General features: G+C 70.8%; 13 protein-coding genes. 5 read left to right on the top strand and 8 right to left on the bottom strand.

The window, feature by feature from the left end:
- Nucleotides 1-25: 25 nt before the first annotated feature.
- Nucleotides 26-1,309 (bottom strand): adenylosuccinate synthase, encoded by a 1,284-nt coding sequence (locus tag IE239_RS12420; RefSeq protein WP_190149331.1) that lies wholly within the window; start codon nucleotides 1,307-1,309, stop codon nucleotides 26-28.
- 206 nt (nucleotides 1,310-1,515) lie between these two features.
- Between IE239_RS12420 and IE239_RS12415 the strand changes: the two genes are divergently transcribed.
- Nucleotides 1,516-2,613, top strand: coding sequence for a diacylglycerol kinase family protein (locus IE239_RS12415; protein WP_190149330.1), 1,098 nt, complete (start codon nucleotides 1,516-1,518; stop codon nucleotides 2,611-2,613).
- Between the two features lie 124 nt (nucleotides 2,614-2,737).
- On the opposite strand, the gene IE239_RS12410 is transcribed toward IE239_RS12415, so the two are convergent.
- Nucleotides 2,738-3,250 (bottom strand): GbsR/MarR family transcriptional regulator, encoded by a 513-nt coding sequence (locus tag IE239_RS12410; RefSeq protein ID WP_190149329.1) that lies wholly within the window; start codon nucleotides 3,248-3,250, stop codon nucleotides 2,738-2,740.
- Between the two features lie 72 nt (nucleotides 3,251-3,322).
- Between IE239_RS12410 and IE239_RS12405 the strand changes: the two genes are divergently transcribed.
- Both IE239_RS12405 and IE239_RS12400 read left to right on the top strand, forming a co-directional pair.
- Nucleotides 3,323-4,213 (top strand): ABC transporter ATP-binding protein, encoded by an 891-nt coding sequence (locus IE239_RS12405; protein ID WP_190149328.1) that lies wholly within the window; start codon nucleotides 3,323-3,325, stop codon nucleotides 4,211-4,213.
- Nucleotides 4,210-5,781 (top strand): ABC transporter permease, encoded by a 1,572-nt coding sequence (locus IE239_RS12400; protein ID WP_190149327.1) that lies wholly within the window; start codon nucleotides 4,210-4,212, stop codon nucleotides 5,779-5,781. The genes IE239_RS12405 and IE239_RS12400 overlap by 4 nt, the downstream gene beginning before the upstream one ends.
- Before the next feature lie 194 nt (nucleotides 5,782-5,975).
- On the opposite strand, the gene IE239_RS12395 is transcribed toward IE239_RS12400, so the two are convergent.
- The gene (locus IE239_RS12395; protein WP_190149326.1) at nucleotides 5,976-7,193 is read right to left on the bottom strand and encodes a cytochrome P450; all 1,218 of its coding nucleotides are present in this window, start codon (nucleotides 7,191-7,193) and stop codon (nucleotides 5,976-5,978) included.
- 442 nt (nucleotides 7,194-7,635) lie between these two features.
- The gene (locus IE239_RS12390; protein WP_190149325.1) at nucleotides 7,636-8,079 is read right to left on the bottom strand and encodes an ATP-binding protein; all 444 of its coding nucleotides are present in this window, start codon (nucleotides 8,077-8,079) and stop codon (nucleotides 7,636-7,638) included.
- Between the two features lie 176 nt (nucleotides 8,080-8,255).
- Here IE239_RS12390 and IE239_RS12385 point away from each other — a divergent pair, with 176 nt between their 5' ends.
- Together IE239_RS12385 and IE239_RS12380 are read left to right on the top strand one after the other, a co-directional pair.
- Nucleotides 8,256-9,125, top strand: coding sequence for a helix-turn-helix domain-containing protein (locus IE239_RS12385; RefSeq protein WP_190149324.1), 870 nt, complete (start codon nucleotides 8,256-8,258; stop codon nucleotides 9,123-9,125).
- Nucleotides 9,122-9,298, top strand: a complete 177-nt coding sequence (locus tag IE239_RS12380; RefSeq protein WP_190149323.1) for a DUF397 domain-containing protein — start codon at nucleotides 9,122-9,124, stop codon at nucleotides 9,296-9,298. Before IE239_RS12385 ends, IE239_RS12380 begins: the two co-directional genes overlap by 4 nt.
- A gap of 117 nt (nucleotides 9,299-9,415) precedes the next feature.
- Here IE239_RS12380 and IE239_RS12375 read toward each other — a convergent pair whose 3' ends face one another.
- The 4 genes from IE239_RS12375 to IE239_RS12360 are packed head-to-tail and all read right to left on the bottom strand — an operon-like array spanning nucleotide 9,416 to nucleotide 13,019.
- Nucleotides 9,416-10,081 carry a response regulator gene (locus tag IE239_RS12375; protein WP_190149322.1) on the bottom strand — a complete coding sequence of 222 codons (666 nt, stop codon included), beginning with the start codon at nucleotides 10,079-10,081 and terminating at the stop codon, nucleotides 9,416-9,418.
- On the bottom strand, nucleotides 10,078-11,439 hold the full coding sequence (locus IE239_RS12370) for a sensor histidine kinase (protein ID WP_190149321.1): 1,362 nt from the start codon (nucleotides 11,437-11,439) through the stop codon (nucleotides 10,078-10,080). Before IE239_RS12370 ends, IE239_RS12375 begins: the two co-directional genes overlap by 4 nt.
- Nucleotides 11,440-11,766 (bottom strand): serine hydrolase domain-containing protein, encoded by a 327-nt coding sequence (locus IE239_RS12365; RefSeq protein WP_229878052.1) that lies wholly within the window; start codon nucleotides 11,764-11,766, stop codon nucleotides 11,440-11,442. It lies immediately after the preceding gene.
- 53 nt (nucleotides 11,767-11,819) lie between these two features.
- A complete protein-coding gene (locus IE239_RS12360) occupies nucleotides 11,820-13,019 on the bottom strand; it encodes an RNA-guided endonuclease InsQ/TnpB family protein (protein ID WP_190149319.1) in 1,200 nt (399 codons plus the stop codon).
- Nucleotides 13,020-13,108: the final 89 nt, after the last annotated feature.

The raw sequence follows: 13,108 nt of genomic DNA, 5'->3' as shown, positions 1-13,108 counted from the left end.
CGCCGACGGAACTACAGGGACGGGACTACAGGAAGGAGTTGACCTCGATCGTCTCGTCCCGGCCCGGTCCCACGCCGATCGCGGAGATCGGGGCGCCGGACATCTCCTCCAGCGCCTTCACGTACGCCTGGGCGTTCTTCGGCAGGTCGGAGAAGGACTTCGCCTTGGTGATGTCCTCGGACCAGCCGGGCAGGGACTCGTAGATCGGCTTCGCGTGGTGGAAGTCGGTCTGCGAGTAGGGGAGTTCCTCGACGCGCCGGCCGTCGATCTCGTACGCCACGCAGACCGGGATCTGCTCCCAGCCGGTGAGGACGTCGAGCTTGGTCAGGAAGAAGTCCGTCAGACCGTTGACGCGGGTCGCGTACCGGGCGATGACGGCGTCGAACCAGCCGCAGCGGCGGTCACGGCCGGTGGTGACGCCCCGCTCGCCGCCGATGCGGCGCAGCGCCTCGCCGTCCTCGTCGAAGAGCTCCGTCGGGAAGGGGCCCGAGCCGACGCGCGTCGTGTAGGCCTTCAGGATGCCGATGACCCGGCTGATCTTCGTCGGGCCCACGCCCGAGCCCGTGCAGGCGCCGCCCGCGGTCGGGTTGGAGGAGGTGACGAAGGGGTACGTCCCGTGGTCGATGTCGAGGAGCGTGCCCTGACCGCCCTCGAAGAGGACGACCTTGTCCTGCTCCAGCGCCTGGTTCAGCACCAGGACCGTGTCGGTGACGTACGGAGCGAGCTTCTCCGCGTAGCCGAGCAGTTCCTCGACGACCTGGTCGACGGCGATCGCGCGGCGGTTGTACAGCTTGGTCAGCAGCTGGTTCTTGCCGTCGAGGGCCGCCTCGACCTTCTGCGTGAGGATCGACTCGTCGTAGAGGTCCTGGACGCGGATGCCGACCCGGTTGATCTTGTCGGCATAAGTCGGACCGATCCCGCGTCCGGTGGTGCCGATCTTGCGCTTTCCGAGGAAGCGTTCCGTCACCTTGTCGACAGTCACGTTGTAGGGCGTGATGATGTGCGCGTTGCCGCTGATCAGCAGCTTCGACGTGTCGACGCCGCGCTCGTTCAGACCGCTCAGCTCGGAGAGCAGGACCGACGGGTCGACGACGACACCGTTACCGATGACCGGCGTGCAGCCGGGAGACAGGATTCCGGAAGGGAGCAGGTGGAGTGCGTACTTCTGGTCGCCCACGACGACCGTGTGGCCGGCGTTGTTGCCGCCCTGGTAGCGCACTACGTAGTCCACCGAGCCACCGAGAAGGTCGGTGGCCTTTCCCTTGCCTTCGTCACCCCACTGAGCACCGAGCAGCACAAGTGCGGGCACGCGCGTACACCCCTTCCGGGTGGGGCATGTCCAAGGCCGGAGGTGTACGCGATGGATCGTTCCACCACGCGCACCGCACGCACCGCGACCGTGGTCGGCCGCCGCTCGTCGGACCCGGATGCCCCGGAATAGACGAAGCCCCTGGCGCAATAGCGCAAGGGGCTCTTGCACCAAGATGCTACCCGAGGAAGCGAGGCAGGACCGAGGTGGCCACTTCCGCGACGTCCGAACAGCTGCTGGTGATCATCGATCCGGTCGCCCGGCGCCTGGACGGGGAGTCCGTACGGATAGCGAAAGACGTGCTCAGCGCGGGTGCGGCGAGTACCAAGGTGTGCCTGCCGGACGGCCCGGAGGAATTCGCCCGGGTGCTGGCGCGACGGGGTTCCCGGCGGCCGGTGGTCATCGGGGACGACCGTGCGCTGACCCGGGCGGTGGCCCTGCTGCACCGGCAGCGGGCGCTGACCGCCTGCGTGCTGTCGGTGGTTCCGGTGGGCGGTTCGCTGGGCGTCGCGCGCGCCCTGGGGGTCCCCACGGGGGCCGTGGCGGCGGCCCGGGCCGTCCTGGACGGGACCGAGCGGCGGCTGGACCTGCTGGTGGACGACAGTGACGGCATCGTGCTGGGCGCGCTGCGCATCCCGCCCCTGCCGCTCGCCCCGCCGGACCCCGAGGTTCCCCAGGACTCCCCCGACTCCTACGACTCCCGGGACCCACGCGAGCCCCGGGACCCGCGCGACGCCCATGAGCCGCGTGAGGCACCCGACGCGCGGGACTCCGGGTCCTCGCGGGACCCGCGGGACCACCAGCGGCACGGGCCCTGGGGACTGCACGGGACATGGGGGCTGCACGGAGCGTGGGGCTCGGGCGCCCCACGGGGCTCACGGGACTCGAGGGATCCGCGAGGGGACGACGGGGAGGGCACGGACGCCGGCCGGCCGTGGCTGCGGACGTGTCAGTCCCTCGTCCGGACCCTGGTGCCCTCCCGGCCGTCCCGGCTCTCCCCCGTGCCCCCGCCGCCGGGGCCGGCCCGGCTGCGGATCGAGGTCGACGGGGTGACGCTGATCGACCTCGACCAGCCCGTCGAGGCGGTCTCGGTGACCCCGGGCGCGTCCGGCACGGTGACGGTGGAGGTGCGGCCGCTGTCCCTGGGCGCGGAGGCGACCCCGTTGCAGGCCCGGGGGCGCACGGTGACCGTCTCGGGCGCGGACTTCCGCTACCGGGCGGACACGGTGATCGCCGGTCCGGTGCGGCGGCGGACCTGGACGGTGCGCGAGGGAGCGCTGGGGCTGATGCTGCCGGGGCGGTGATTCACGCCCCCCGTCGTCCTCCGAGGGCCCGAGCCCGGTGGCGCCGAGACGAAGGGGAATGCCGGCGACCGGGCCATCGGGCCGCCGACCGACGGGCCGTCGGGCCGCTCAGGCCGCTCGGGGCTCAGCCCCCGAAGATCTTCTCCCGGTGGACCCGCCACCGCTCCATCATGGCCGCCAGCTCACCGTCGACGAACTCGAAGAACGCCAGGGTCTCGGCCAGTCGCCGCCCCGCCGGGGTGCGCTCGCCGAGACCGGCGACGCCCTCGCGCAACGCGTTTCCCCACCGCTTGAGCACGGCCTCACGGCTGGTGAGGGCCTCGTACCACTGGTCGCTGTGCACCCGGTAGCGCTCGCGCCGTGAACCGGGCTCACGCTCCCGCGAGACCATGTGCTGCTGGGACAGGTAGCGCACCGCGCCGGACACCCCTGCGGGACTGATCCGCAGCTGCTCGCCCAGCTCGGCGGAGGTCATGGCGCCCTGGTTTGAGGCGAGGAGCGCGGCGAAGACCCGGGCCGGCATGCGCTGCATCCCCGCCTCGACGAGCTGCGCCGCGAAGGACTCCACGAACCGGGACACGGCCTCGGCGTCCCGCCCGCCCGCTCCGTCACCCGTCGCACCCGTTGAATCCGTCATACGCCCATCCTATCGATCGTTCACTACCTTCCTCATCTTCACAATTTTCTGAAAGAAGCGTACGTTCTGAGCATGACGAAGGCCATCACCGTGTCCGGACTGCACAAGTCCTTCGGGCGCACCCACGCCCTCGACGGCCTCGACCTGGAGGTCGAGACGGGCGAGGTGCACGGCTTCCTCGGCCCCAACGGAGCCGGCAAGTCCACCGCCATCCGCGTCCTGCTCGGCCTGCTGCGCGCCGACGCGGGGGCCGCCCGGGTCCTCGGCCTCGACCCGTGGACGGACGCGGTCGAGGCGCACCGCCGCATCGCGTACGTCCCCGGCGAGGTGACCCTGTGGCGCAACCTCTCCGGCGGCGAGGTCATCGACCTGTACGGCCGGCTGCGCGGAGGCCTGGACACGGCCCGCCGGGCCGACCTGATCGACCGCTTCGAACTCGACCCCACCAAGAAGGGCCGCACCTACTCGAAAGGCAACCGGCAGAAGGTCGCCCTGGTGGCCGCGTTCGCCTCGGACGCCGACCTCATCGTCCTGGACGAGCCGACCTCCGGCCTGGACCCGCTGATGGAGGCGGTCTTCCAGCGCTGTGTGGAGGAGGAACGCGACAGGGGCCGGACGGTCCTGCTGTCCTCCCACATCCTCAGCGAGGTGGAGGAGTTGTGCGACCGCGTCAGCATCATCCGCAGCGGCCGCACGGTGGAGACGGGCTCGCTGGCCGACCTGCGCCATCTCACCCGGACCAGCGTCACGGCCGAACTCGCCGGTGCGCCGGACGGATTGACCCCTCTGCCCGGCGTCCACGACCTCGACGTACAGGGCCATCGGGTGAAACTCCAGGTCGACACGGACCAACTCGACGCCGTGCTCAAGGCGTTGACGAAGTCGGGTGTCCGGTCGCTGACATCGACGCCGCCGACCCTGGAGGAACTCTTCCTGCGCCACTACGAGGAGAGCGGACGATGAGCGCTCTCACCGGCACCGGCACCCTGCTGCGCTTCGCGCTCCGCCGCGACCGGGTGCTGATCCCCGTCTGGGTCGCCGTGAACGCCCTGATGGTCCTCTCCATGCCGAACTCGCTCGAGAGTCTCTACGCCACCCCGGCCGAACGGGCCCGTCTGCTCGACCAGATGGACGCCAACGCCTCCTTCCGCGCGCTGATCGGCCCCGTCTTCGACGACTCCCTCGGCGCGCTCACGGCCTGGCGCGTGGGCGTGTTCGCGGGTCTGCTCGCCGCGGTCACGAGCCTGCTGGTCGTCGTCCGGCACACCCGTGACGAGGAGGAGAGCGGCCGTCAGGAACTCATCGCGTCCGGCGCGGTGGGCCGGCGCGCCCCGCTGACGGCGGCGCTGCTGGGGGCGGCGGTCGCGAACGGCGTCCTCGCGCTGCTGGTGGCGGTGGGCCTGGCGGGTCAGGGGGCGGCTGGCGCGGTCGCGTTCGGCCTCGGACTCGCCGGGGTCGGCATGCTGTTCGCGACGACGGCGGCGATTCTCGCGCAGCTCACCGAGAGCGCGCGGTCGGCCCGGGGACTGACGGCCGCCGCCCTGGGCGCCGCTTTCGTCCTGCGGGCGGCGGGGGACTCCGCGACCGACGACGGCTCCTCGGTGCTGACCTGGCTGTCCCCGCTGGGCTGGCTGGAGAACCTGCGGCCGTTCGCGGGCGAACGGTGGTGGGTGCTGACCCTGTTCGCCGCAGCGGTCGCCGCGCAGGCGGCGGTGGCGTACGGGCTGGCCGGCCGGCGGGACGTGGGCCTGAGCTTCCTGCCCACGCGCCCCGGCCCGGCGGCGGGCCGGCTGGGGACGGCCGCCGCACTGGCCTGGCGGCTGCAACGCGGCGGCGTGCTGGGCTGGAGCACCGGCTTCTTCCTCGCGGGGGTGGTGTACGGCGGTCTCACGGAAGGCGCGGCCGACCTCGTCGGGGACAACGAACGGGCCCGCGAGATCTTCGAGCGGATGGGAGGCCGGTCGGACCTGACGGACGCGTTCCTCGCCGCCATGATCGGCGTGCTCGGACTGATCGCGGCCCTGTACGTCGTGTCGTCCGTCCTGCGGCTGCACGGCGAGGAGACGTCGGGCCGCGCCGAACCGGTGCTGGCGAACGCGGTGGGCCGGCTCCGCTGGGCGGCCGGTCACCTGGTGATCGCCTTCGGCGGCTCGGCCCTGATCATGGTCCTGGCCGGGCTCGGCTTCGCCGCGGGCTACGGCAGGCAGACCTGGCCGATCCTGGGCGGCTGTCTGGTGCAGGTCCCGGCGATCTGGCTCGTCGGCGGCCTGGCCGTCCTGCTGTACGGGACCGCGCCGCGGCTGGCGCAGGCCGCGTGGGGGGTGGCGGGCGCGATCCTGCTCATCGGCTGGATCGGCCCGGCGCTGGACGCTCCGCGGGCCGTCCTGGACCTGTCGCCCTTCGGTCACCTGCCGAAGCTGCCGGGCTCGGGGATGGAGTGGCCCCCGGTGCTCGTGCTCCTGGGCGGAGCGGCCCTGCTGGTGGCCGTCGGGCTGACGGGCCTGAGACGCCGGGACATGACCTCGTCCTAGCCTCCCGGCGAGGCGAGGACCGCCCCGGGTAGGACGAGGGCCGCCCCGGACAAGACGGGGACCGTCCCGGGTAGGACGAGGGCCGCCCCGAGCAAGGCGGGGACCGCCCCGAGCAAGGCGGGGCCGCCCCAGGCAGGACGAGGGCCGCCCCGGTCGGCTCGGGGCTGTGCCCGGTCGGGCCGGAGGATCACGCTTCAGACGGTCACACTGAGCCCCTCCAGCCCCCGGATCACGAAGTTCGGCTTGCGCCGGGGCTCCGCCGCCAGGGCCAGGGTCGGGGCCTTCTCCAGCAGAGCCGTCATCGAGGCGGCGAGCTCGATGCGGGCCAGGGGCGCGCCGATGCAGTAGTGGATGCCCGCGCTGAAGGAGATGTGCGGGTTCTCGGCGCGGGCGAGGTCGAGCCGGTCCGGCTCGGCGAAGACCGCGGGATCGTGGTTCGCCGACCCGAAGAGCATCGCGATCTCGGCCCCCCGGGGCACGACGGTCCCGTCGATCTCGATGTCGTCGAGCACCCACCGCTCGAAGAGCTGGAGCGGGGTGTCGTACCGCATCAGCTCCTCCACGGCGGAGGGCACGAGCGCGTGGTCGGCGCGCAGCGCGGCCAGTTGCTCCGGGTTCCTGAAGAGCGCCCACCACCCGTTGACGGTGGCGTTCACGGTCGCCTCGTGCCCCGCGTTGAGCAGCAGCACGGCGGTCGAGATCATCTCCTGCTCGGTGAGCCGGTCGCCCTCGTCGTGCGCGGCGATGAGACCGGAGACGAGATCGTCGCCCGGCTCCTTGCGCCGGGCCGCGATCAGCTCCCGCAGGTACTCGGAGAACTCCACGGAGGCCCGCACGGCCCTCGCCGCGGTCTCCTTGGACGGGCTCAGCTCGTACATCCCGCAGATGTCCGCAGACCAGGGCCGCAGCGGCCCCCGGTCCGACTCCGGGATGCCCAGCATCTCCGCGATCACGGCGACGGGCAGCGGCTCGGCGACATCGCTCAGCAGGTCGCCCCCGCCCGCCTCCACCAGCCGGTCCACCAGCTCCCCGGCCAGCCGCCGCACGTACGGCTTCAGCTGCTCGACGGTGCGCGGGGTGAACGCCTTGGACACCAGCCGCCGGATCCGGGTGTGGTCGGGCGGCTCCAGGTCGAGCATCCCGTGATCGTTGAGCGTGTGGAACGGCTCCTGCTCGGCCGGCGGCGCGGTCCGCCCGAAGTCCTCATGCGTGAACCGGTGCTGGTACGTCCGCCCCAGCCGCCGTTCCCGCAACAGTGCCGAGACATCCGCGTGCCGCGGCACCAGCCACTGGTCGGTCGGCTCGTAGTAGATCACCCGCCCCCGCTCCCGAAGCGCGGCGTACGCCGGGTAGGGGTCCGCGACGAACGCGGGATCCCAGGGGTCGAAGGAGAGAGTGTCGACTGCTGCCATGAACGGACGCTAACCGCTGGACGGGCTGCTGACCAGGGGGGTCTCGACGGGCGCGCCCGGTCGCCCTGCCTGGGCGCCCGCCCCGCCGCGCTCGCACCGTGACCGTCCCGACCGGTCACCGGACACGTACGGCCGGACCACGTCGTCGAAGGCCCCCCAAGGGGGATTCCGGGGGCGCACACGGGTCTGCCAGCACGCTTCCTCCCGGGGGAACGGGAGAGAGTGACCGGCCTCGCGGTTGCGTCTGGCCCAGCGGCGCCAGCGGGCCTCGCGCGGGTCCGGCAGCCGCCACACGTACGGATCCGGCGTCCGGACCTCCCGGACCTGCCAGACCTCTCGGTCCTCTCGGTCCTCTCGGTCCTCTCGGTCCTCTCGGTCCTCTCGAGCCGCTTCCCGGCCGGTCGCCAACGGGCCGCCCCTGTGCCGCACACCGGCGAGCGCCTCACGAATCCACCGGAACATGCGCCCTCCCCCGCTCTTCCACGAGCGTGAACCGCGCCCACACGCACTTCGTGTGCCGCTGCTGCGCGTGCCCCCAGGCCCCGGCCAGCCGCCCGACGAGCGCGAGGCCGCGTCCGCCCTCGTCGTCCGGTCCGCAGGCGCGGGGCGCCGGGAGCCGGTCCCGGTCCGGGTCGTAGACCTCCAGGAACAGGTACGGCCCCTGGACATACAGCCTGACCCCGACCTGGGCGTGGGCCACCCGGCAGTGGGTCACCGCATTGGTCACCAGCTCGTTCGCCGACAAGGTCACGGCGTCGGCGAGTTCGCCGCTCACGCCCCAGCCCGCGAGCACCTTCCGGACCTGGTTCCGGGCGACTGACACGTGTCTCCTGTGCTTGGGGATGCGGAAGGTCTCGGTCTCGGTACCGGTCTCGGTCTCGGGCATGGGGGTGCCGTACCTCCTGACGTGCTGTCAAGAAAGCGCCGTTCATTGGCGTGTATATGGAGGCTAGGGCCACAATGAGAACTCTCGCAAGCCAATCAATTAGCATGCATGCGGCAGTACGCATGTGCGATATCGAGTCTGTTCTACAGTTGACTTGCGAGAGAAAGGGGTTCGCGATGCCCGCAGGGGGACGTCCGACCGTGCGCAGCAGGCGACTTGGAGCGGCGCTGAGGCGATATCGGCAAGCAGCAAGGCTCGACCAGCCGCAGGCCGCCGAGGTGATCGCGGCACACCAGACCAGGGTCAGCCGCATCGAGACCGGACATGTCATCGCTCGCCCGATCGAGATCCGGGCCATGCTGAAGGCGTACGGCGTCGGCGACCCCGAAGTCCGGGAGAAACTCGAGACGTTGGCCAAGCAGTCGAACCGGCGTGGCTGGTGGCTCGAACATGCCGCCCACCTGCGCCCGGACTACCTTGACCACATCGCGTTGGAGGACGACGCGACGTACATCCGTGAGTGGCAGCCGGTCCTGGTACCGGGGCTTCTGCAGATTCCGGCCTACACGGAGGAGAACATCGCGGCGGGGCCCGACTACGTCGCCCCTGACCTGGTTGCCGACCTGCTGAAGGTGCGCCAGGCACGACAGGCCAAGATCGAGGAAGGCGGGGCGACGTACGCCGCCGTTCTTTGGGAAGGGGTCATCACACATCCGTTGGTGAGCCCTGAGGTGCACCGGGAGCAGCTGTCCGCGATTCTTGACGTCACGAAGAGGAAGAACGTCACCGTGCAGGTTCTGCCGTTCAGCGCAGGTGCGTTGGCGGCCCTCACCTCCGCCTTCTCCACCTTCAGCTTCGACGCTGAACCCACCGTTGAGGCAGTCACCCTGGAGAACCTGAGGGGCACATCGGTCCTTGAAGGACCGGAGGACCTGGCGGCTTACGCCAATGCGTTCGACCAACTACGATCGGCGGCGATGGGCCCGGACGCGAGCGCGAAGCTGATCCGGCGCATACTGCGGAACCCCGAGGATGACGCATCGTGACCGAGGATGAAGGATCCTTCCGGAAATCTTCGTACTCCGGAACACAGAGCAACTGCGTGGAGGTCGCCGTCACGGCCGACAATTGCCGTGCCGTCCGCGACAGCAAGCAGCCGCACGGCCCCCTCCTCACCGTCTCCGGTGAGGGCTGGCGCGCATTCGTCCAGCACCTCTGAGCGAGGCGACCGCACAAGGTCCGACCGAAGACACGGACGTGGTCGGCGGGCAGCCGCCTTCCGCTTTCCCCCGACGGCGCACTCCGCGACCCGGCCTCGTCGGCCGGTCGGTCGGGATCAGCCAGGTGTCACGAGACGGGCCTCGTAGGCGAACACCGCCGCCTGGGTCCTGTCCCGCAGGCCCAGCTTGACCAGGATCCTGCTCACGTGGGTCTTGATGGTCGACTCCGCCACCACCAGCCGGCCGGCTATCTCGAGGTTCGACAGACCCTGGGCGATCAGGACCAGTACCTCCGTCTCCCGTTCGGTGAGGTCGCCGTACGTCGACTGTGCCGTCGCGGACAGCCGCGGGGCATCGGAGAGCTTCGAGAACTCCGTGATCAGCCGCCGGGTGACGGACGGGGCCAGCAGCGCCTCCCCCGATGCCACCACCCGGACCCCGTCGGCCAGTTGACGGGCCGACGCATCCTTGAGCAGGAAGCCCGAGGCTCCCGCGCGCAGCGCCTGGTAGACGTACTCGTCCAGGTCGAAGGTGGTCAGGACCAGGACCTTCGCCGAGCCGTCCGCCGCCACGATCTCCCTCGTCGCCTCGATGCCGTTCAGCTCCGGCATGCGGATGTCCATCAGGACCACGTCGGGGGACAGCTCGCGGACGCGGTCCACCGCTTCCCGGCCGTTGACCGCCTCGCCCACGACCTCGATGTCCGGCATCGCGTTCAGCAGGACCGAGAAGCCCTCCCGCACCATCATCTGGTCGTCGGCGATCAGCACTCGGATCGTCATGTTCCACTCTCGCTGGGGGCGGGCACCGGCAGGAAGACCGTCACCTCGTAGCCGCCGGCCGGTGTCGGCTCCGCGGTCATCTCACCGTTCAGCATCGTGACCCGCTCCCGCATCCCGGTGACGCCGTGACCGGCCCCCGGCGAGGGCTTGATCAGCGTCGGGTTGGGCGGGGGGCCGTTGACGATCCGCAGCCCCAGACCGCCGAGCACATAGCCGATCTCCACGCGGGCGCTCGCGCCGGGAGCGTGGCGCAGCGTGTTGCTCAGCGCCTCCTGGACGATCCGGTACGCCGACAGCTCCACGCCCTGCGGCAGCTCGCGCACCGCTCCCGTGACCGTCTTCTCCACGTCCAGGCCCGTCTCCCGCACGTTGGCGAGCAGCCTGTCCAGGTCGGCGAGCGTCGGCTGCGGGGCGTCGGGGACCTCGTAGTCCTCGGCGCGGACCACGCCCAGGACCCGGCGCAGTTCCGTGAGGGCCGCCACGGCGTTCTCCCGGATCGTGACGAAGGCCTTCTCCAGCTCCGGCGGCGGGTTCTCCACCCGGTAGGGGGCGGCCTCCGCCTGGATCGCGACCACCGACATGTGGTGCGCGACCACGTCGTGCAGCTCGCGCGCGATCGTGGTGCGCTCCTCCAGGAGAGTGCGCCGCGAACGCTCGTGCGCGGTCACCGTCTGCTGGGCCGTGACCTCCTCCTCGGCCTGCCGGCGGATGTGCCAGACGGTCACGGCGAGGAGGAGGATCGCGGAGAAGACCAGCATGGGGGCGCTGTTGGTGGCGTAATGGCTCCAGCCGAAGAGGGTCTCGGCGACGAAGCCGTAGGCCGCCGTCAGCAGCCACATCCACGCCGCGGTGCGCGGGCGGGTGCGTATCGCCACGACCGTCAGGACCATCAGGTGGGTGATGAAACTGCTCGGCGTCCACGGCCAGTCGCCCGACGTCGTGCTGACGACGGTGGTGACCGCGGCCGCGGCGAGCGACAGCCAGAACGCGCCCGCCGGCCGCACCAGCGTCAACAGCACCGGGATCAGAGCGAGCAGGCCCGTGAGGAGGCCGACGCCGCCGCCCCCGCCGCCGACCCAGGCGATCAGCATCGCCAGGGCGCCGACCGCCCCGACCACCGCGTGCCGCGACCAGGTCACGTACTCCCGTTTGCGGCCCTTCAACCTGCTCAGAACGCGGCCCGCGGGCTCCTTGCGGGTCAGCGGGCGGTAGGCGAACGCATCATGGAAAAGGTCCTGCCGCAGGCCGCGCAGGGCTTCCGCCGCCGCCCTGAACTCCGGGCTGCGCGGCCTCTGGTCCTCGGGGGAGTCTTCCGGGTCGTCCGGATGCGCGGTGTGCGTCTGCGTAGTCTGGGTCACCTACAGAACGGTAGGCGCGGCAGGGGGCCCGGTCGTCACCTGTGAGAGGGGTTCCGACGGATCCGCCTCAAGTACTACGGGTTTGGACGAGGGGCAGAGGGCGGTGGTCATCAGGGCGAGGGCCGCAGGGGTGGCGTCGGCGTCGGTGCCCCAGTCGGTCCAGTCCACCGTGACTTGGCGGGTGCCGTCGAGCGTGTGGAAGGAGATGGTGCGGTAGCCGGGAGTGCCGCCGCCGTGGCCCACGATGGTGCCGCAGGGAAGCGTGGCCATCTCCAGGCCGAGGCCCCAGCCGTTGCCGCTGGTGTCGGCGGTCATCTCGCTTGACATGCTCCTCGGGCTGCAGCCCGAGGATTCTGGCCTTCTCGATCGTTGCTGTGCCGCTACGCGGCACGGGGTTCGGTCGGGAATCCGTGGCTTCCTGTTTCTTCGCGCTGTACCGGGATCGCTCCTGGTCTTACCGGCGCTCCGCAGGCCGATACCGCCAGTCCGGCGGCCGTCTTCACGTTGATCGCGGCATTGGTGTCCCGGTCGTGGACGGTACCGCAGGCGGCACACGTCCATTCCCGGACGCCGAGGGGTTTGGGTCCGTCCTTGACGCCGCAGGTGGAACAGGTCTGGGAGGTCGGCTCGAACCGGCCGATCCTGACCAGGGTCCGGCCGTACCGTTGTGCTTTGTACTCCAGCATGCCCACGAATGAGGACCATCCGGCGTCGTGCACGGACTTGGCCAGTCTCGTGCGGGCCAGTCCCGCCACCGACAGGTCCTCCACGGCGATCCCTTGGTTCTCGGAGATCAGCTTTGTGGAGAGCTGGTGGTGGAACTCACGGCGGGCGTCGGTGACCTCGGCGTGGGCGCGGGCGACCTTGAGCCGGGCCTTGGCCCGGTTCTCGGATCCTTTCTGTTTGCGGGACAGTTCCCGCTGGGCCTTCTTCAGCTTCTTCTCCGCGCGGCGAAGGAAGCGCGGGGAGCCGATCTTCGTGCCGTCGGACAGGACCGCGAAATGCGTCAGGCCGAGATCGATGCCGATGGTGCGGTCGGTGGCGGGCATCCGCTCAGCATCCGCATGTGGGTCGGTGTCGATGACGAAGGAGGCGAAGTACCTGCCGGCCGCGTCCTTGATGACGGTGACCGAGGACGGCGGGGTGGGCAGGGTGCGGGACCACTTCACCTTCACCGCACCGATCTTCGGCAGGTTCAGCCGTCCGCTGTCGGTGAGGTGCCAGCGGGCGTTGGCGGTGAACCGGATCGACTGCCGGGCATCCTTGCGGGACTTGAACCGCGGCGCACCCGTCCCGGGCCCCTTGCGGGTGCCCTTCAGGGAGGCGAAGAAGTTGCGGTACGCCGTCTCGGCGTCGCGCAGGGACTGCTGGAGCACCACCGCGGAGACCTCGCCCAGCCAGGAACGCTCCACGGTCTGCTTCGCCTGGGTGATCAGCCGTGTGGACAGCTCGCCGATCTTCGGAAACGGCTTCCCAGCCTTGCGGGCGCCCTCACGGGCGTACACGGCGTCGTTGAACACGACGCGTGCGCACCCGAACGCCTTCGCCAACGCCCTCTGCTGACCGGTGTCCGGGTACAAGTCGGGTAGCCGGGATGCATTACTGCATCCCGGCCCCCTCAGAACCGTGCGTGCACCTTTCAATGCACACGGCTCAAGCTCGCCCCATG

Origin of the sequence: Streptomyces humidus (assembly GCF_014649655.1) — a bacterium.
GTDB classification, from domain to species: Bacteria; Actinomycetota; Actinomycetes; order Streptomycetales; family Streptomycetaceae; genus Streptomyces; species Streptomyces humidus.
The sequence above is the reverse complement of the archived record's forward strand: the minus strand, read 5'-3'. Positions and strand labels throughout refer to the sequence as shown.

Bases quoted from the DNA above. Each gene is read 5' to 3' on its own strand.
- IE239_RS12410 (WP_190149329.1), bottom strand. From the start codon at position 3,250: ATGACGGATTCAACGGGTGCGACGGGTGACGGAGCGGGCGGGCGGGAC.
- IE239_RS12405 (WP_190149328.1), top strand. From the start codon at position 3,323: ATGACGAAGGCCATCACCGTGTCCGGACTGCACAAGTCCTTCGGGCGC.
- IE239_RS12400 (WP_190149327.1), top strand. From the start codon at position 4,210: ATGAGCGCTCTCACCGGCACCGGCACCCTGCTGCGCTTCGCGCTCCGC.
- IE239_RS12395 (WP_190149326.1), bottom strand. From the start codon at position 7,193: ATGGCAGCAGTCGACACTCTCTCCTTCGACCCCTGGGATCCCGCGTTC.
- IE239_RS12390 (WP_190149325.1), bottom strand. From the start codon at position 8,079: ATGCCCGAGACCGAGACCGGTACCGAGACCGAGACCTTCCGCATCCCC.
- IE239_RS12385 (WP_190149324.1), top strand. From the start codon at position 8,256: ATGCCCGCAGGGGGACGTCCGACCGTGCGCAGCAGGCGACTTGGAGCG.
- IE239_RS12375 (WP_190149322.1), bottom strand. From the start codon at position 10,081: ATGACGATCCGAGTGCTGATCGCCGACGACCAGATGATGGTGCGGGAG.
- IE239_RS12365 (WP_229878052.1), bottom strand. From the start codon at position 11,766: ATGTCAAGCGAGATGACCGCCGACACCAGCGGCAACGGCTGGGGCCTC.